We start from the raw sequence: 17389 nt of genomic DNA on the forward strand, positions 1-17389 counted from the left end.
GCGCCCGGTCGGGCTCGATGGTTAGGTGGCGGCGCGGCCGGGCGGGTTGCAAACGCTGGTGAACAGCGCCGACCAGCCTTCTTCCCAGGGCCAGCTTTCGGGCAGGTGCAATGTGACGCGTCGTGCCGACGTGGATACTCTGGCGGCGACGTTGATGAGTTTGCGGCGAACGGTCGCGGTGACGGCTTTTCCGAGGGCGGGATTGGCGAGGGTGCCGGCGGCGCGGGTGAGATTGAACGTGATGCAGGCCAGCACCAGCCAGGCGGCGTTGGCCGTGAATACGCCGGACGGGAAGTGCGCCATCGCCGACGCTTTCATGTCGGCGTTCAAATTTTCGATGATCGCATGGTGGCGGTGGGTTTTGTCGGCGTCAACGGTGTTCAGGGTGCTGGTGGTGAAGAACGCGTGAAAGCGGAACAGGTCGAAAAGGGTGCCTTGCCCGGCGGCGACGGTCTTGTTCAGTTCCGGGATGCGGCGCACGACGAGGCGTCCAGGGATTTGTTCGCTCTTCTTCTTGGAGCCGAACGCGGTGAAGGGGATTTCGGCGACTTCCGCGTCGGAGATCCACCGCCCGGTGGCGTCGTCGAAGATCGCATTGGTGTATTTGATCGGGGTCCACGCGGTATCGGGGATGGTGCTGATACCCGCTTTCACCAATGAATTCAGGCGTGCCGTGATCGAAACCATCGCCCCGGCACGGAGGGCAGCTTGGATGACGGCGCTGACGTAGTAGGCGCTGTCGGCTCGGAGGAGAAGCATTCCTTTTGCGGTTGGGCTGCGCAGTCGTTTCACGGTCGCGAGGGTGTCGGAGACGAATTTCTTTGCGCCGCGGGCGGAGTTGGTGGGGCCTTTGCGTAGCCGGGAGCTGACGATGATCGGAGCGGCCGATCCGGTGCTGACGATGGCGAGCAGGGCGTTGAGGCCGCGAACACCGGAGTAGCCAAACCCGGCGCCTTGCTTCTTATATCCGTGCACTTCCCTGATGGTGTCGTCAATATCGACCAGGGCGAGGTCGTCGATACCGGTCACGATCGGCGTGACGGCGCCGAGGTTCTGCAGCCACCGGGACGCGGCGGCGTCGAGCTGGCGGACATGGCCAAAAGCGAACGCGCGCAGGAACGATCCCAGGGTCGAGGGCGCATAGGTTCCGGTGAACAATTTCCGGAGAGCGCCGTGCCGGAGCACGGCCATATCGTCGATGGAGTCGGCGCCGGTGAGCATTCCTGCGACCAGTGCCAGCGCTTTCAGGCCGGCATTCGCGCCGAAGTAACCGGGCAGTTTCACCCACTCATCGACCAGCGCGCCGAGGCCTGTTTTCTCGGCCAGAGCCATCGTGGGCACCAGTCCGGCCGACGACACGAGATTGGGGTCGTCGAAGGATGCAGAAAAGGACCGGTGAGTGTGAGAAAGTTGCATCTACGAGATGCCTCCTTGATCGTTGAATAGTTTGTCTAAGTAACAACTATTTTAGCTGATCAGAGGGGTATTCTCGGTTTAACGCGCCGTCAGAATCTGAGGTCGACCGGTGGATTCAGGCGAAGGCATAATCAGCCGGGAACGAGGCCGACGCCCGCAGAACATTCCTCATCCAAGGATTCGCAGTGAGGACGGTGTCATCAATAACACCAATAGCCGCACCATCGGCGGGTAATGGGTCGAAACGCTTCCCATCAGCAAGCAGGTGGTTGGGGCTCAAGTACGGCGTTAGCGGCCCCCGAATTCTTTCGACATAGGGGTGCCGCAATAGCTCGTCAAGCAAGCCGCGAGTTGCATTCACGCGCATGAGAAGAGTGTCCGGCCTAGGATCCTCATCGAGAATCGTGATTCCATCGTCCGCGATCGCCGCGGTATCTACGAGCTCGCGCAGCTCTCCCAGCCTTTGTGCGGCAACCCGGTTGGCGGCGGCGGTGGCAAGAAGAGACGTTGGCCACAGCACAACGTCAATTGGTTCGACTGTCTCGAAAGCTAGATCGGACAGGCTTGCGTCGAACCTATCCTCGACTCCAAAGATGGTGACGTCCCGAATCTTGTCTAGGGCCTTCGCCCACGATTCCGGATGATTCCACGACCCCGCTTGGGAACGATCTCCGTAGTCAGTCACGAGTGCCGCGAAAGCTCGACGTGACTCGAGGGCAGACAGCACGAAGTACTCGTTGTCTGCGTTCTCACCTAGGGCAGTCATGTTCCACTTGCTAAAGGGCCCCTTGTCGGCCTGGCCCGCAGTCTTGAACTTCAGAACGACGGTGCCCATTTCGGTTTCGTCGTCCTCGGCCGATGGCATCGTGTGTGTGATCAACTCTTTGTAGGCCGTTTCGGCGCTGGAATCCTGCCAAGTTAGCGGCTGGTTTCCTGCCAAAAGAGCGCTAAGAATCAGGCCAGGCAATTCCCCGCCAAGACGTTGGTTTGGGGAATGCGCCGAGACAGTGATCACCGGTGGCCGAGGCCCTTCTCCCGTGCGCGGAGACATGGGCCCGCCACCCCAGATATGTTCCTTACGGCGTAGCTACTGCCAAGCGGTCGCGCCGGAAGGAACAGAAAGCAGATGACGGTACCCATGTCCGTGCAAGAAAATATCAGAACTCTCGACTCCCACGGAATCGCGGGCCGAGAGATCGCCCGCCGACTGGGCGTCAGCCGCGACGCGGTAACGAAATACACCGGCCAGCTGGACTACTCGCCCAAGCCACCGTCGCCGGTGCCTCGGCCGGCCGGGTCGGTGTTGACAGGGTTCGAAGACACCATTGAGTTGTGGTTGGGCGAGGACCAGCGCCGGCCGCGCAAGCAACGCCACACGGCCAAGCGCGTCTTTGACCGCCTCGTCGTCGAGCAGGGCTACTTCGGCAGTTATTCGCCGGTGCAACGCTTCGTCGCTAAATGGAAGACCCGCCACCGCCAGGCCGGGGAGGGATTCACCGAACTGGTCTGGCCGGCCGGCACGGCGCAGGTCGATTTTGGGCAGGCCGAGGCCATCATCGCGGGGGTCCGGCAGGTCCTACATATCTTCGTCGTCACGTTCCCGTTCTCGAACATGCGCTTCGTGCAGGCTTACCGGGGCGAAACATCCGAGTGTGTCTGCCACGGCCTGCGGACTGTGTTTGATCACATCGGTGCGGCACCTCGGCACTTGGTCTTTGACAACGCGACCGGGATCGGGCGGAGAGTGGGGGCCAAGGTCGTCGAGACGAAACTGTTCAGCGCATTCAAACTGCATTACCGCTCGGAGTCTCGGTACTGCAACCCGTACTCCGGCAATGAGAAAGGCAACGTGGAGAACGCGGTCGGGTTCCTCCGCCGGAACCTGATGGTCCCCGAGCCGGAGGCGGCCACGTTGCAGGGCCTCAACGACGTGTTGTTGGCGCGGTGCCTGGCGTTGGCTTCGACGGTGCACTATCGCAAGGGCCTGCCCGTGGGTGAGCTCTTTACCCAGGACGTCGCCGCGAGTCTCGCGCTGCCCGGGGTCGGGTTTGACCCGGTGCGTTATGAGTCCCGCACCGCCGACAAGACCGGGAACCTCCTCATCGACGGGAACACCTATGCGGCCGGGTCTTCCTTCCATAGCCGCACCCTGACAGTGGGGTTACGACACGATGTGGTCGAGATCCTCGATGAGCAGGCCACGCCGGTGCGGTCATTCCCTCGGGCGTTCGGACGACAGACCGAGACGATCTTCGAACCCGCGTCGCTGCTGCCGTTGCTGGTGACCAAGCCCGGCGCTTGGGGTCACTCCCAACTGCGCCCCCTGGTCCCAGATCCGGTGCGGCAGTGGCTCGATACGGCCACCGCCACCAACCGGCGGCGACTCCTCAGCGCCGTGGATGCCGCCAGCGGTTCGGCCGGTTTCGACGCCGCAATCGGCGCCGCCGACATGCTGATCCAGCGTGGGGACACCCCCGATATCGCCGCGCTGAGCATGCTCGCCCGGCGCCTCGCCGACGGCACGGCCCCGGCGGCGGAGAACGTGGACCTTAGCGTTTATGACATCTTCACCGCCGACGCCTTCACCACCGTGAACACGCTGACAGGAGAGATCGCATGAGCCTGATCACCGTTCAAAACATCATCGAGACCGGCCGGCAGGCCTCCCTGACCAATACCGTGCTGGCCGAGTGGGCCGAGAAAGGCACCCCGAAGCAACGCGAATACCTGCACGGAATGCTCACGGCCGAGCACGAATCCCGCCAAGCATCTCGCCGCCAACGACTGCTGACAGCGGCCCGGTTGCCGGCGTTGAAGTCACTCACGGGTTTTGACTACTCGAGCGTGAAGTTCCCCGAGGACTACGGCCGTGACGAGCTGACCTCGCTGGATTTCATCGACCGGGCCGAGGACCTTGTCTTCTACGGTGACGTCGGCACCGGGAAAACCCACCTCGCCAGCGCGCTGGTCGCCGCCGCCTGCCGCGAGGGAATCCCGGCACGTTTCTTCACCACCTCGTCGCTGGTGATGCAGCTGCGCCGCGCCAAAGACGAAGGGCGCCTCGATCGGGAGCTGGCCTCCATAGCCAAAAATCGGCTCGTGGTGATTGACGAATTTGGCTACTTACCAATCGATACCGAAGGCGCCCGGCTCCTGTTCCAGGTCATTGCGGACGGTTATGAAAAAAGAAGCCTGGCCATAACCACAAATTTGGAATTCTCCCGCTGGGGAACCGTGTTCGGCGACGACAACATGGCCGCTGCCGTCATCGACCGCATCGTGCACCACGGCCGGCTCCTGCAATTTCGTGGCGAGTCCTACCGAGTTAAACACGCCCTCATGAAATAACCCCCGCACCACCCCAGCCGACGGCCGCGCTGGCCGAGAATGCTGGAACGACGCCGAAAACCGGCCATTCTGACCACCGTGCTCAACTGGCCGGAAACCACGCCGCACTGGCAGGTTTTTAATCGCTCAAATGGCCGGCTTCAAGTTGACAAAACACACATCGACGACGACGACGCCGAGGGGCTAAAGGATACCCCAGTAGATTCAAGGCCTTCGAGTATTCCCTTGATAGTTGTCGCATGCCTGCTTCGGTCGAAGTCACCCGACAGGCCTGCGTTTGGCGGGCGACGTCGTCCAAGAACGAGAGTGGGGCTGGTGAGGCGCAGATGGTCGGGCATGGACCAACACTATGGTCTGTCACCTGTCTTGCACGCCATTGCGGTGCTGGTCAGCACCTTGGTGGGAGTTACACCCAGCGACGTTGAGTTGTTTCGTGAATGGCTGCTTTCAACTGAGCGGACGAAACATGGTTATTGCGGGCAAGCACAGACCTGCGAATCGCCGAGTACGCAGCGAATTCGGCCGCAGCGTGTGGCAGGCCGACGAGGTCCTGAGCTGTGCTATCAATGTCAAAAAGATCTGTCCGGCCTCTGAGGATCCTGAAAAGGATCGACTGCAGTTCAAGCGTCTCGGGCAACGGTAACTCGGCGACAACATCGAAGCGACGCCAAAGCGCAGGGTCCAAGACAGAGGGATGATTTGTTGCAGCGACGATAATGGACGGACCGTCATATGCATCGATTTGCTGTAAGACTGCGTTCACTACGCGGCGAAGTTCGCCGTGGTCGGACGGGTCATCTCGCAACTTTCCAAGGCTGTCAAACTCGTCCAACAGCAAGACGTAAGCACCAGAACTGGCGTACTCAAATAGCTTGCGCAGGTTGGATGCTGTCTCCCCCAGATAGCTGGACATTAATCCGTCCACGCGCGCGGTAATGAGCGGTCGACCAAGTTCGGTTGCCAGGGCTTCTACCGAGCTAGTCTTTCCGCAGCCAGGTGGACCATATAGGAGAATTCGATTCCGCCGGGGCAATCCCGCGGTGTCCAGTTCCGGCCAACGGCCTACCTCTTCAACGAATTCCTGCAACAGATGGGAAATGTCAGGTCGTAGCACCTGCTCGTTAAGCCGTCGGTTGGGCATTGAGATCGAAGCTAGGGGAGTGCTGCTGTCTCGGTCAAGCGGTGGCTCAGGAAGAACCGGAGCTTCATTGAAGCTCACTGAGGACGAATTGACTGTCAGGAGTCTCGTCAAATCACGAGCGAGTGTCGTGTGTTTCTTTGCTTCTTCCTCCTGAATGATCGCTTGAACTGCGCGACGGAACTGAAGGTCGTCGCGACGCCCGTAAGCGGCAATCAAGTCCTTCAGATGCTGTCCAGCCATGCCCCCAACATTACAGCCACCGTGCGTGGTGAACGCGGGGCTCGACGGACTTCGAGTCGTCGTCTGCGCCGAGCGCATCACCGGCGCCCGAAGTGACTGCGCTGTTGTTCCTCCGGGTCACGCGAGAATCACGGCCAGGTGCACGGCGAGGCGCGCTGGGCCCCCTCGCCGTCGACCACATCTCACCTGAGGTGGCGGTTCTTGCCTCCGGCGATCAGCCTCTCTACGCGACCTCATGGGACTTCGGACGTGACCATCGAGTTAATCGAGGGGCATGCGCAGCCGGAGTCGTCTCCATTTGGAGAACGAAGTAAGTCGTCAGGCATGTTCTGACCTCCGCCTTGGAGCAAAAGAGGGAAAGAAGACAGAGGGTCCGTGGCAATGGGCTCTTCTCTTTTTGCGCATTCCTGGCCCCTAAGCCGAAAGCAGTTGATGCCGACTGCAAGCCGAGTGCCGAAAGAGGCCGACAGCTCTCTCTCACTGACATCGAGGCTGGTGCTCACCCTCGCCAATCTTTACGTAGCTTCAGTCAAGGCCGCCTCTGGCATGGGGTCCGGGAGGAGCCCGGCGAGGGCCGTTCTATCTCGGCAGCAGGGACAGCAGAGCCTGCCGCTGCACCGGAGCCGGCGATGGGCCCGACAAAGCCTCCGGAGTCGGCCAACAGCCGCCGGACAAAGCTTCTGGAACGCGTCGTCGGTAGCGGAGGTGTTGGGACCAGCTATTTCGATCGCGACAGTAACCAACGCTGACGCGGGCGCTGGTCGGGGCTGGTTCACGAGAGCACGAGAGCACGGCCGAGAGCTGGCCCAGAAGCACGTGTACCTTTTCTGGCGAGCAAGAAAAGTCACACCTCAGCAACGCTTCGACGCCACTAAAACCCCTGATCAGAAGCTAATGCTTAGCTCAGAAGGCAAGCGCGACGAGAGTGTGTACCTTTTTTGAAATACACGAAAAGTCACACTTTTCTAGCCTCTCATCAGGCCAAACGGCTGAATGTACCTTATGTACCAGACGTTTGGACAAACCCCTGTGTGTGCGTGTGCGCAGGCGCGCATGTGTAGGGTTTCTGCGATCACGAGGTACATAAGGTACATCTCTGTACTTCTCTCTTTCTATTTGTTGAAAAATCAAGAGAAAACAGCCCAAAGCAGCTGAAACTCTGTACCTTTTCTTACCTTTTGGAAAAAGAAGAAAAGGTACATTCAATCTCACAAACGCATTCTCATCAGGCAATTCCCCTCCTGAGCTTGTACCTTTTTCTGCGCGCAAAAAAGGTACATCGCTCTTTATGACTGGAAAACGCCCGTACAGTACGGGCAAATTGCCCAAGAACACCCAAACGCATCCTCTGAAGGAGGCCGCAGCATGCACAACACTGAGCAAACACTCGGCACCGCCATCGCGGAGCTGAACTGCCTGAGCCCAGGCGCTCCCGCGACACTTGGCGAACTCAACGCGCTGAACGTCGCTCGCGACTGCATCGACGAGCTGCTTCGGTCCTGCGTGAGCCAGCTGCGTGCCGAAGCTGCGACCCGACACTCCTGGGGAGCTATTGCCCATGTGCTCGACGCATCACCCCGCGGAACGCAGCAGAAGTACAGCCCGGCGCTCGTAACGGCGGTCTCGGGAGCGGGGCTTCTTCTCGACCTGCACCGGCCGGTACTCGCCCCGGCACTCGGGCATGACCACGACGACCAGACGCAGCTCGAGCACAGGCTTGACCTTGTCGTTCACGCGAACGATCGCATCAGCGCCTTCTGGAAAGAGTTCGCTCCCCGCTTCGCCTGGGATTTCCTACCCACCGAGTTCCTCCACGCCCTGTACGTGGAGTGGATGACCACCGAGGTGGTCGGTGAAGAACCGCTCGGAAAAGCAGCGTTCACAGGGCGGCTGACGAAGATCGTCTCGGCCGAGTCTGTGATATCCGAGCCCGTGTCTGTCGGGAATGCGTCCACCCAGGCAGCTGCGCCTGACGGATGGCGCTACACCCGCGCACGCGCACAGAGGCTGATGCGCGCAGCTGAGTCGATGGCGGATCAGCTGCATGGATGGTCGCCAGACAGTTCAGGGAATGCCATCTACGGACTGCATCGCAACACCCGGCGCCAGCCGTCGCGTGCTGGCCGGTGATGCCCAGGTAGCTGTCGAACTCGCACGAACACGGAACGACCTGCACGGAGGAGGTGAACCCGTGCAGGTCGTTCCGTGTTCCCTACGTGTCAGGGTTGGGTGAGGCCAGTACCTCAGAGCAAGTCCGCCGTTTGACGTAGGGCGAGAATCAGGAATCATCACCATGTCCAGTCCGTCTTTGAGCGCAGTGCGCGACGATAGTCATATGAGTAGTCCCGGACCCCGAGCTGGTGGCCCGACCTCGAGAAGGTCATTCACCCCAGCGCAGAAGCTTGCCTACCTCGCCGCGTATGACACGGCCATCAAGAACAACGAGGGCGGCACTTATCTGCGCACCGAAGGGCTCTACTCCTCGCAGATCACGGAGTGGCGAAAGCTTCGTGACGCGGGTGTTCTCGCGGGGAAGAAGCCCGGCGAGAAGATTGGCCGGTTAACTCCGGAGCAGGCTGAAATCGCCCGGCTGCGCCGCCAGTTGAGCAAGACCGAGCAGCGGTTGGAAACGACGGGGGTGGCGTTGGAGATCATGTCAAAAATGCACGAGCTACTCGAAAGTCTTTCGAAGAGCTCGCGGGACGAAACACCGCACACGAAGCCGTAATGACCGCGTACCGCGAACTGGCCAGTCGAGGGATCTCGACTCGCGTCGCGGCCGACCTGGTCGGGATCCCTCGAGCGACAGCCACAAGGAAACGACGCATTCCCGTGGCCCGGCCGGCGCTGATTCCGGCGAACAAGATCGGCGACACCGGCCGCCGCGAGATCCTTGACGTCGTCAATTCACAGCCGTTCGTTGACCTGCCACCGATCCAGATCTACGCCCAACTGCTCGACGCAGACACGTACTTGTGCTCCATATCAACGATGTATCGGGTGTTGAACGAGAATCAGCAGGTCAAGGACCGCCGCCGCCAGGCGCGCCATCCTGCCCGGGCGATCCCGGAACTGACGGCGACGGGACCCGGCCAGGTACTCAGCTGGGATATTACGAAACTCGCCGGCCCGATCAAGGGCAAGTACTTCGATGCTTACGTGATGATCGATATTTACTCCCGCTACATCGTCGGCGCCTATGTTCACGCGTCGGAATCCGGCGAGCTGGCGGTGGAGATGATGAAGGAGATCTTCGGCATTCACGGCGTCCCTCAGGTCGTTCACGCCGACCGCGGCACGTCGATGACGTCCAAGACCGTCGCGGCGCTGTTGTCTGACTTGGAGGTCACCAAATCGCACTCGAGGCCTCGGGTGAGTAACGATAATCCCTACAGCGAGGCCTGGTTCAAGACCCTGAAGTTCGCTCCGACGTTCCCCGAACGCTTCGGCTCCCTTGCCGACGCGAAGACGTTCATGGCCTCGTTCGTCGACGGCTACAACCACGAGCATCGCCATTCCGGGATCGGCCTCAACACGCCAGCAGACGTTCATTACGGCCTCGCCGAGGCGAAGGCCATCGAACGGGCAGCGACGCTGGACGCGGCACGCGCACGCTTCCCAGAGCGATTCAGCACCAACAAGGCGCCGCAGATCCTGTCCATTCCCAAGACGGCATGGATCAATAAACCAGCCCCCAAACCTATCGAGAATGAAGGGCTCGAACTAGCCGCCTAAACTCCCACTGGCCTCATCCACCTTGACAAATTCCGGTTTCCCAGGACCGGCCTCGCGGCGTGCTGGATCGAAGCCCCGGACTTAGCGCGTACTGGCCTCAGCTCTTCCTAAGCGCGCGTCCTGCGTTGCAGAACGTACCTGCGGCCGTAGTACACCGTCTGTACCAGACCAAGACCAAGCAGCGCTGCGGTGAACCAGAAATTGCTGGACGTCACGGCGCTGAATACGCCCAAGCCAATGAAGAAGAGGCCGATAATCGTCAAGGCAAGCGGCGCTTCAATGTGTTTGGTCATACTGCACTCACTCCCGTTGGTGAAGACGATCCTAGCGATGAACAGCCCCAAGATGTCATGGTCACGCCAAATAGTGTGAATCCAAGCGCCCCTCCGGCACTGGCCGATGCGATTGAGCCGCCAATGCTCAGGAAGCAACGGGCGGCCGCTGCTTTTTGGCCAGCCGTCGGTGCGGGCCCACCTGTGTACGAGTAGTTCCTTCCTTCGTATGTGAAGCACCCGACTGATGACGAGCAGTACCCGGTGTAGAGACGGTAGACGGCTCCGCACCCTGCCGTACCGGATCGGCAGACGTTGGCTGAGGAAACAGTGATGCACTTCTTCGGTGCGCAGATTCGGACCGGTATGGCGGTGGCTGGCCGTACCGAAGAAGTGACGACGTGCGTCTGAGTCAGACTGCTTGCTGCCAAACCCCCAGGCGAAGCGCTGGCGGCTCCGGCACTTGAGAGTAACGATCCCGCCACAAGCAGCGTTGCAGCCACGGAAATGAACTTGTATCGACTCACTCTGAATCCCCTTTGAATCAGCGGTCTCTGGCTGGTTGGCCACAGTGAACGCCACTTTCCACGGGTGGTCATCCTCCTGTCAATACCCACAAATTCCCATTGCCTGTTCAGCCGAAACCTGCCAGAGTCACCAGAGAGGGGCCGGGGGTCACGATCCGCAGGAACGGGCCAGACGACTTCGCAGCCGAGCCTGATAACTTTATCAAAGTCAGAAATCCCTGATAAACTTATCAACATGCGCACTGCACTCAATAGCCCGTTCAGCCCTGGTTCCGACAGCATCCCCGAAGTGTGGGCCGGCCGGACAGCCCAGCTCAGCGACTGGCGCGACGTCGTGCGGCCGCGGCGCATAGCCGGGCTCCCTGAGCGAGGAAGAACCATCCTCGGAGAAGCCGGTCTCGGGAAGTCCACCTTGGTCAGGCGCATCGCCAGAGATGCTGCTGCCGCGGGAGACTGGACCACCCAGCAGCTGCGCGTTCCCTCTGGCGCTGACCCCCTGAAGATCGTCGCCACGGCAATTCTGAAGCTCGCCGACCAAGCGGGCCTACCCACGTCGCGTGAGAGGCGCATCAAAGACGCCCTCAGTCGCGTGCAGGCTGTTGCTGCCAGCGGGATCTCGCTGTCCCTGCGCCAACAAGAGGGCCCTGAGCCGTACACGGTGTTGACGGCACTCTTGGTAGAGGTCGGCCGAGCCGCAATCGCGCGCGGCGATGTGATGGTACTCATCCACGTCGACGAGGTGCAGAACATCACCGACGAGAACGCCCTGTCCCAGTTGCTGATCGCTCTCGGTGATGCCCTTGTGCACGAAGAAGAGATCACCGCGCCCGGCGGTGTGCGTGTGCTCCGGTCGTTGCCGATTGCTGTCTATCTCACCGGCCTGCCTGATTTCGCCGACATGGCCGGATCGCGCACCGGCGCCACGTTCGCGAGGCGCTTCAAGACAACCCTGCTTGAGGCAATTGCTGATGATGATCTGGTCTCTGCTCTTCAGCCGTTCATCATCGAGGGCTGGCCTGTGCCTGATGACCTAGGCGGTATCACGCGTGTCCACATGGAACCCACCAGTGTCGCAGCGATCGTCGAGCTCTGCTGCGGCGAACCGTTCCTGTTCCAGCTCGCTGGCGAGCAAGCCTGGTACGCCGGCAGTACCGACGTGATCACCCGCGCGCAGGTGCTGGTCGGCTGGAAAGCTGCCCGTGCAGAGGCAGCTACCCATGTCGAGCGGATCCTTGATCGCCTTCCCAAGCGCGAGCGCGACTTCGTTCAGGCCATGGCTGAGCGCCCGGCCCAGGAGCGCACTCTCACCCGTATTGCCCAGGACATGGGCTTCGCCAAGGCCACAGACGCCGGCCCCACATCGCAGCGGCTGGACTCCGTGCGCGGCATCATCGAGCGTGGCAAGCCGTACACGTTCCGTCACCGTGCTGTCGAGGCGTACCTGACGAGTGACTGGCCCAGCGTCGACTGAGCTACCTGGGGGCGACAGGGCACTATCAATCAATCTTGAACCGGCAGCCCCACTCGCGTGCGAACGGCCGCTTCCCTGGCAATCGCCGTAGGGGTTTCAAGGACGGTACGAACCTGCATCCGTGTCCGGGGCTCCAGATGCACGGTCCCGTTCTCTGTTTCGACTGTCACGACGTCTGCGTCGAAGCGACCCTCTGTGTCAGAGCTGCGGGTGAAGATCACCGTCTGGATAGTGCCGATGTCGACGCCGTGCTCGTCGGCGAGGATGCGGCCGATGTGGTGACTCTTCAGCCCCTGTGCGAACAGAGTGCTCGTCCGGGGAACCTCGTCGCCTCCGATGTTGGGGGCGCAGGTTTTGCATGAGCGGAGCTTGATGAGCGCGCGCGCTTCGCCGCGGGTCATGAGCGTAGGAAGCGCGGGTCGGAAGTTTCGATCCTTCTGTAAGCGCTGGCGGGAGTAGCTGGGCCAGGCGAGAGTGCGGTCGAACCAATCTCTCAGGCTGGAGCACGAGATGCGGTGCGCCACGCGGTTACCTGGTGTCTGCATGTGCGTTACGGCGATGTCCGCGCCGCGCAACAGGCCCGCACGTACGACGGCGTTTTCTTCGTCGATGATCTGGGCAACGAGCTCGTCCATGCTCCCGTCGTACTCAGCAGGAAAATGATAGACAGGCGACGGATCCCAACCGGTTACCTCACGAGAAATAGCCACGGCATCAGGGTTCCGCTTTTCCTCGGCACGGGCGGCTTCCTTAGTGATGACCTCACCACGAACCCAGTCTCCCTGTGCGTTTTGCGTCGCGACGGCCCATTCGTACCCTCCGCCAGCGACACTCGATGGCGTGGGAGCTGGTGAGAAAGCGATGATTCTGTCCATCAGACGAGCTTATCGAGGCCCTGGCTAGTCCAGCTCTAGTCCAGTTCCAGCGCCTCAAGGACCGCAGCCCACGGGTAAGCCTCAATGGCTTCGTCAAACGTCGAAGCGCTGCTGGCCCCGGGCAAGTCTTCCGTGTGTGTGCTGGTCAGAAACACAGCGCACATGCTCGACGCGGGTTCGACGTGGAAGTCCAGGCGCACGCGGTGGCCATCAATAGAGCCAAACACGACCGCTCCAAACGGACCAGCTGGCTTGGCCATGGCGCTCAGAAATTCAGCACCGATGAGTTCCAGCTCGGCGTTGACGAGCTTCACCAGCGGCGCTGTGCCGAGGGCCGTCATCTCAGGCGTCCGTGGTGAGTCTGGAACAGCCGGTGGCTTGCTCGCAGCCTGGTCAGCTGCCGGGACATCAAGAGCCCGCTCAACGGCGGACGCCCACACCCACACCCGATGCGTGCCGCGATCTTCCCACTCAACGTACACAGCACGAGAGGTCCAGGCCACAACGAGACCCTGCACACGGACGGCGATCGCTGGGTATCGGACCCACGCCAGCACTGGCGTCGGCGCTGACGCCATGGACACAGCGAGATCGCCCAGCTCGGCCGGCGTCAAGCTGAACGGCCGCGGCACGAACTCGTTCCCGTGGTCGGGCTCGATCTGGGTCAGGTTCTCGGAAGACATTGGGCTTGCCTGCTTCCTATTGACGAGATGGACGAACGAACATCACCAAGTGATCAGCCGGGATCTCACTGCGCAGCTTCTCTATCGCTTCGAGACTGCTCGCTGCCTCAACGCGGGCAGGCGTTGCTTCAGCCGTGTCACGAGTGCGATGTGCGCGGTCCCAGAGCATCTATCTATTATCCGCCTCACAGGCAGACTGGCTCGCTGGGTCTGGACCACTATCTGAACGTGAGCTGCACATCTGATTTATTGCGGCAACACGTGATTCACGACGGAATCAGGTTCACAGCCCGCTTGGAGCATGCGCACGGGTAGCCCCGCTCGGCGTGCGGGGCGAGTCGGGTTCGTGGCCACAAGAGACTCCTACGTTCCGTCGGTCCCGACCGGCGCAGAGGCAATAGGTATCGGGGCTATCGGCGGCACCGCGCGCACCACACGCGGCAGGTCTCTGTCCCGCCGCAGTCGCTCCTGGAAGGCCTTCAAGTCCGCAGCCCGACTTGGGTCGGTAATCATCACTTGCCCCTCAGCGTCCACCGGCACCGGGCGTACCTGCCCGCCCTGAGCACGCACGCGCGCGAAGACGCGCTCGCGTTCCTCCCTGATAGCTACCAAGTTCGACTCACGCTGCGCTTCCCGCGCACGAGCGGTGGCTTCCTCGTCCCGAAGGACACGCATCGCCTCCACCTTCGCGTCGGCCGCGAGCTGGTTCGCAACTTCGCGGAGGGCCAGTCGCTGGTGATAGGCACTCATCCACACCCACGATTGCATGGCAGCCACGCGGGCGGTCCAGGATGCCTTGGAGATCACGGGCGAGAACCGTCCGCCCAAGGCCCTTCGGGCGTCTGCATTAGCTATTTGGTCGCGGGGATTGGCTCCGCCGGCTGCACGAGGTGCTCGATCAGCAAGAGTCGCTGGCGGGTGGCGGAGCGCTTCGAGAACGTGCTGAATTGACGAGCCCTGCCAACCGGGATGACACCAGTGCGCCGGGATTTCCGTGCGTTCTTCGTTGGTGCGAATCTCGGCGGCATCCGCAAGCCATGCCTGGTCAAGCCACGCAAACGGCGCAGCGCACCCCGGGCAAGAGAACCCCCATGCAAGGTCGGGCTGGTCTCCCGGGTGCGAGGGGCTGACAGGCACCGCCAACGACGCTTGGGGCAGATCGAGGCCCAAGTCTCCGGGCGACACACTGTCAGGCAGGTGCTCACCCTCCGTCCAGGTGCCCTCGCAGCGGTCGCACGCCTTCTCTGCGCGGCCGACGCTGTGGAACGTGATCGAGTGGACACGGCAGCTGTTGCATGCCTGCACGCCCCATCGCGTAGACGCGGCGATCGTGCCAGGCTGGGCGGGCGCCCACCGGAGCGGGCTATTCAGCACCGCGACGATGACGGGCGCGAGCGGGATTTCTGGCGTGCCCTGAGTCCATGCCCCGTCGCGGACCACTGGCTCGTCGTCCACGATGGCCACGCCGAGCGCAGCTGTAACCCCGTCCGTGAGGTGTTTGATGTGACGCACGAGCCAGAGGCATTCCACCTGATCGTTCGCGTACCGCTCCTGTCGGGCACGGTACACAGAGTGGATCTGCTTGGACCATTGCACCTCAAACGCGTACCTGCGGTCCCCACGGGTGGCCATGACATCCGCGATCCAGCTTCCGTCAGGGGCGCGGACTTCCTCGCTCGCTTCCCATCCGGCTTCTCGCGCGGCGAGCATGACCACGGTCTTAATGCGCAGGTGCTCCGGGGATTCAGGCTTGTGCTGGAACTCGCAAGCCGCGAGGTCGTAGTGGTAGAAGTGCTTCGTGCCCAACTTGGATCGACGCGGGATGCCACGAGTGCCGCAGCTCAGCGTGAGCTTGAGCTGTTTGAGGTCCGCCCAGTCTTCGTCCGCGATGAAGGGCGCCTGGTACTGGCGCTCACCGTCGTACGCCGTCAATGGCATGTGTTCCTCCGTGGCTGGCTGAGGCTGAGCCTAGCGAGGACCACTGACACTCTCTGTTCTCGCTGCAAGTGGCCGCACCGGCCGGTTTCAGCGCGACGCGCCTTGTACCTCCACGCTCGGTTCGAAACGGCGACCGCCGGCTCAACCGCCGCCGGGGTAACTGGTCGGCACGGCGAGCATGACCCGCGGCGAGGTCTACCGAGGATCCTGCCATCCTGGCGCGAGCTGATCGAGGAGCGCGATGCGCTCCGCACTGATCTGATCACTGCGGTTTTCGTTCCGCCTGTTCTTCACCCAGGTGGCAAGGCGCCGCTCATCAGCGGCGGCGCTGCGGCGGTTCGGCCAGCACCCCGTCCGCCTCACGTACGCGCCGAGCTCACCCGCGGTCCGCTCCCACGCGGTCTGCCGTGAACCGTCACCCTCCCAGCCGGGACAGGTCACGTTCAACCAGGCAGTCAGCTCCGCGTTCAAAGAACCGCTGTGATGCGCTACCCGCTGGGCAGTCAGCCACGCCCCGAGGCGCTGTTCGTCTGCGGTTTCGCCGTTCTGACGGGGAAGCCGCCCTGTCGTCTGTATGTGACGCTGCAACGCGACCGTGATCTCTGTCCGGCTCCGTTGAGGTGGCTTCGGTGATTCGCGCCAGCCTGGCAAAGACTCATCCAGCTTCATCTGACGGTGGAGCGTCATCCACGGCTCGCCACTCCTGGCGCCACGGCGCTGGATAGCAAGCCAGCCGCCCGGGTGGCTTTCGCCACGAGGAATCGAGCCACTGGCGCGAAAAGCCGAGACAGCGTGTCCGAGGTAGAGCATCCACTTTTGATCGTCAGCCGTCATGGGGCCAAGGATATCGGCCCGAGCTGCTGGTGAGGGGAGCTGGGCACTCGAGGAAGACACCTAGCCGGTTACGAGCTCGCTGTCTTGGCGAGAAAAGTAACTACTTCGCCGCAGGTGTTTGAGAAAGCTTGACGATCCACTTTGGCGTCTTGTCGTTGCCGGCGCGGCGGTCTGCGTTCACGCGAACTCGCGCGGCTACGGCCTGAGCTTTCGGGCTAGGCCGGCTGTCGCTCTGACGTTGCTGACTCTCGTTGATCGTCATGGTGTGCCTCCTGATCCTGTACTTATTATGCGCGTGGGCGCCTGAAAAAACTACGTATGACCCTAAAGATTCGAGCGCGGCTGCCAGTTGGTATAGGCGCATCATCGTCTTCGCTGGCACGTGCTTCGCTGGAAGGACCGGCGGATACGTCCGTGGGCCCCCTGTACAGGAACCACTGCGTTGCCGCTTGGATAAATGCTCGTTCTGGCTCGGTCTTCGATTCGAGCGCGTCGAGCATTTCGAGGCCAGTTATCTGCGTGGTCTCCTCCGCCGCCAGTGTCAGGTTCAATGCGTACTCGGCGCGCTTCCACCATTGCTCCTTGCGGGCGTTTTTCGTCGTCGCGATGTACGCGATAACGGCAGCGACGACGGCCAAGCACCCTGCGAATCCGGGAGACTGTGCGAAATCCGGGAACCAGAAGAGGTACGTGCCGCAGATGTCGCGCAGATTGTCGAGTACCGGGCCCATCCGCCCAGCATGCCAGAAGCACCAGCACGCCAGAGACAGAGGACGAGCCGGACGTAAATACGCAACGACGCATCTCGTGTTTGCCAGGACAACCACCACTAGGCCCGCTGTGATTTGTGTTTAGCAACGGTAAACACGAATTAGAGCGGGACTAGTGTGCCACTGGGTAACAGGAAGC

Annotated in this window: 15 protein-coding genes; 5 read left to right on the forward strand and 10 right to left on the reverse strand. The window is 61.7% G+C overall.

The window, feature by feature from the left end; genetic code table 11:
* Positions 1-21: 21 nt before the first annotated feature.
* Positions 22-1416: an IS1380 family transposase gene (locus BJ997_RS20160; RefSeq protein ID WP_035841044.1), complete on the reverse strand. Its 1395-nt coding sequence runs from the start codon at positions 1414-1416 to the stop codon at positions 22-24.
* A 115-nt stretch (positions 1417-1531) separates the two neighbouring features.
* A complete protein-coding gene (locus BJ997_RS20165; protein WP_183323717.1) occupies positions 1532-2431 on the reverse strand; it encodes a hypothetical protein in 900 nt (299 codons plus the stop codon).
* Positions 2432-2554: 123 nt separating this feature from the next.
* On the opposite strand from BJ997_RS20165, the gene istA reads away from it, so the two are divergent.
* Positions 2555-4036, forward strand: coding sequence for an IS21 family transposase (istA, locus tag BJ997_RS20170; protein WP_084141842.1), 1482 nt, complete (start codon positions 2555-2557; stop codon positions 4034-4036).
* Positions 4033-4764, forward strand: a complete 732-nt coding sequence (gene istB / locus BJ997_RS20175; protein WP_183323340.1) for an IS21-like element helper ATPase IstB — start codon at positions 4033-4035, stop codon at positions 4762-4764. Before istA ends, istB begins: the two co-directional genes overlap by 4 nt.
* Before the next feature lie 406 nt (positions 4765-5170).
* On the opposite strand, the gene BJ997_RS20180 is transcribed toward istB, so the two are convergent.
* Positions 5171-6145: an AAA family ATPase gene (locus BJ997_RS20180; protein ID WP_035840812.1), complete on the reverse strand. Its 975-nt coding sequence runs from the start codon at positions 6143-6145 to the stop codon at positions 5171-5173.
* Positions 6146-7510: 1365 nt separating this feature from the next.
* On the opposite strand from BJ997_RS20180, the gene BJ997_RS20185 reads away from it, so the two are divergent.
* Both BJ997_RS20185 and BJ997_RS20190 read left to right on the forward strand, forming a co-directional pair.
* A complete protein-coding gene (locus BJ997_RS20185) occupies positions 7511-8275 on the forward strand; it encodes a primase-like DNA-binding domain-containing protein (protein ID WP_035840809.1) in 765 nt (254 codons plus the stop codon).
* A 205-nt stretch (positions 8276-8480) separates the two neighbouring features.
* Positions 8481-9880, forward strand: a protein-coding gene (locus BJ997_RS20190) for an IS3 family transposase (RefSeq protein ID WP_183323836.1) whose coding sequence is annotated in 2 segments (ribosomal slippage) — positions 8481-8802 and positions 8802-9880 — 1401 coding nt in all. Because the reading frame shifts where the segments join, the coding sequence is not laid out codon by codon here.
* Between the two features lie 107 nt (positions 9881-9987).
* Here BJ997_RS20190 and BJ997_RS20195 read toward each other — a convergent pair.
* The gene (locus BJ997_RS20195) at positions 9988-10173 is read right to left on the reverse strand and encodes a hypothetical protein (RefSeq protein WP_152602320.1); all 186 of its coding nucleotides are present in this window, start codon (positions 10171-10173) and stop codon (positions 9988-9990) included.
* Positions 10174-10914: 741 nt separating this feature from the next.
* On the opposite strand from BJ997_RS20195, the gene BJ997_RS20200 reads away from it, so the two are divergent.
* Positions 10915-12150, forward strand: coding sequence for an ATPase AAA (locus tag BJ997_RS20200; protein WP_035839080.1), 1236 nt, complete (start codon positions 10915-10917; stop codon positions 12148-12150).
* Positions 12151-12179: 29 nt separating this feature from the next.
* On the opposite strand, the gene BJ997_RS20205 is transcribed toward BJ997_RS20200, so the two are convergent.
* The 6 genes from BJ997_RS20205 to BJ997_RS20230 form a co-directional block, all read right to left on the reverse strand.
* Entirely contained in the window at positions 12180-12785 is a 606-nt protein-coding gene (locus tag BJ997_RS20205) for a hypothetical protein (protein WP_035839083.1), read from the reverse strand.
* A gap of 275 nt (positions 12786-13060) precedes the next feature.
* The gene (locus BJ997_RS20210; RefSeq protein ID WP_052542588.1) at positions 13061-13708 is read right to left on the reverse strand and encodes a hypothetical protein; all 648 of its coding nucleotides are present in this window, start codon (positions 13706-13708) and stop codon (positions 13061-13063) included.
* 363 nt (positions 13709-14071) lie between these two features.
* Positions 14072-15646, reverse strand: coding sequence for a competence protein CoiA family protein (locus tag BJ997_RS20215; RefSeq protein ID WP_052542589.1), 1575 nt, complete (start codon positions 15644-15646; stop codon positions 14072-14074).
* Between the two features lie 195 nt (positions 15647-15841).
* Complete coding sequence (locus BJ997_RS20220) at positions 15842-16480, reverse strand: helicase associated domain-containing protein (RefSeq protein ID WP_152602321.1); 639 nt, start codon at positions 16478-16480, stop codon at positions 15842-15844.
* Positions 16481-16580: 100 nt separating this feature from the next.
* Positions 16581-16742, reverse strand: a complete 162-nt coding sequence (locus BJ997_RS20225; protein ID WP_160175910.1) for a hypothetical protein — start codon at positions 16740-16742, stop codon at positions 16581-16583.
* A gap of 25 nt (positions 16743-16767) precedes the next feature.
* Positions 16768-17211: a hypothetical protein gene (locus BJ997_RS20230; protein ID WP_035839089.1), complete on the reverse strand. Its 444-nt coding sequence runs from the start codon at positions 17209-17211 to the stop codon at positions 16768-16770.
* Between the last annotated feature and the right edge of the window lie 178 nt (positions 17212-17389).

It is taken from the genome of Cryobacterium roopkundense, from assembly GCF_014200405.1.
GTDB classification, from domain to species: Bacteria; Actinomycetota; Actinomycetes; order Actinomycetales; family Microbacteriaceae; genus Cryobacterium; species Cryobacterium roopkundense.

What these genes read in the sequence shown, in the direction of transcription:
- BJ997_RS20200 (WP_035839080.1), top strand. Translation starts at nt 10,915, where the DNA reads ATGCGCACTGCACTCAATAGCCCGTTCAGCCCTGGTTCCGACAGCATC.
- BJ997_RS20180 (WP_035840812.1), bottom strand. Translation starts at nt 6,145, where the DNA reads ATGGCTGGACAGCATCTGAAGGACTTGATTGCCGCTTACGGGCGTCGC.
- BJ997_RS20215 (WP_052542589.1), bottom strand. Translation starts at nt 15,646, where the DNA reads ATGCCATTGACGGCGTACGACGGTGAGCGCCAGTACCAGGCGCCCTTC.
- BJ997_RS20160 (WP_035841044.1), bottom strand. Translation starts at nt 1,416, where the DNA reads ATGCAACTTTCTCACACTCACCGGTCCTTTTCTGCATCCTTCGACGAC.
- BJ997_RS20195 (WP_152602320.1), bottom strand. Translation starts at nt 10,173, where the DNA reads ATGACCAAACACATTGAAGCGCCGCTTGCCTTGACGATTATCGGCCTC.
- istA (WP_084141842.1), top strand. Translation starts at nt 2,555, where the DNA reads ATGTCCGTGCAAGAAAATATCAGAACTCTCGACTCCCACGGAATCGCG.
- istB (WP_183323340.1), top strand. Translation starts at nt 4,033, where the DNA reads ATGAGCCTGATCACCGTTCAAAACATCATCGAGACCGGCCGGCAGGCC.
- BJ997_RS20230 (WP_035839089.1), bottom strand. Translation starts at nt 17,211, where the DNA reads ATGGGCCCGGTACTCGACAATCTGCGCGACATCTGCGGCACGTACCTC.
- BJ997_RS20185 (WP_035840809.1), top strand. Translation starts at nt 7,511, where the DNA reads ATGCACAACACTGAGCAAACACTCGGCACCGCCATCGCGGAGCTGAAC.
- BJ997_RS20210 (WP_052542588.1), bottom strand. Translation starts at nt 13,708, where the DNA reads ATGTCTTCCGAGAACCTGACCCAGATCGAGCCCGACCACGGGAACGAG.
- BJ997_RS20205 (WP_035839083.1), bottom strand. Translation starts at nt 12,785, where the DNA reads ATGGACGAGCTCGTTGCCCAGATCATCGACGAAGAAAACGCCGTCGTA.
- BJ997_RS20225 (WP_160175910.1), bottom strand. Translation starts at nt 16,742, where the DNA reads ATGACGATCAACGAGAGTCAGCAACGTCAGAGCGACAGCCGGCCTAGC.
- BJ997_RS20220 (WP_152602321.1), bottom strand. Translation starts at nt 16,480, where the DNA reads ATGACGGCTGACGATCAAAAGTGGATGCTCTACCTCGGACACGCTGTC.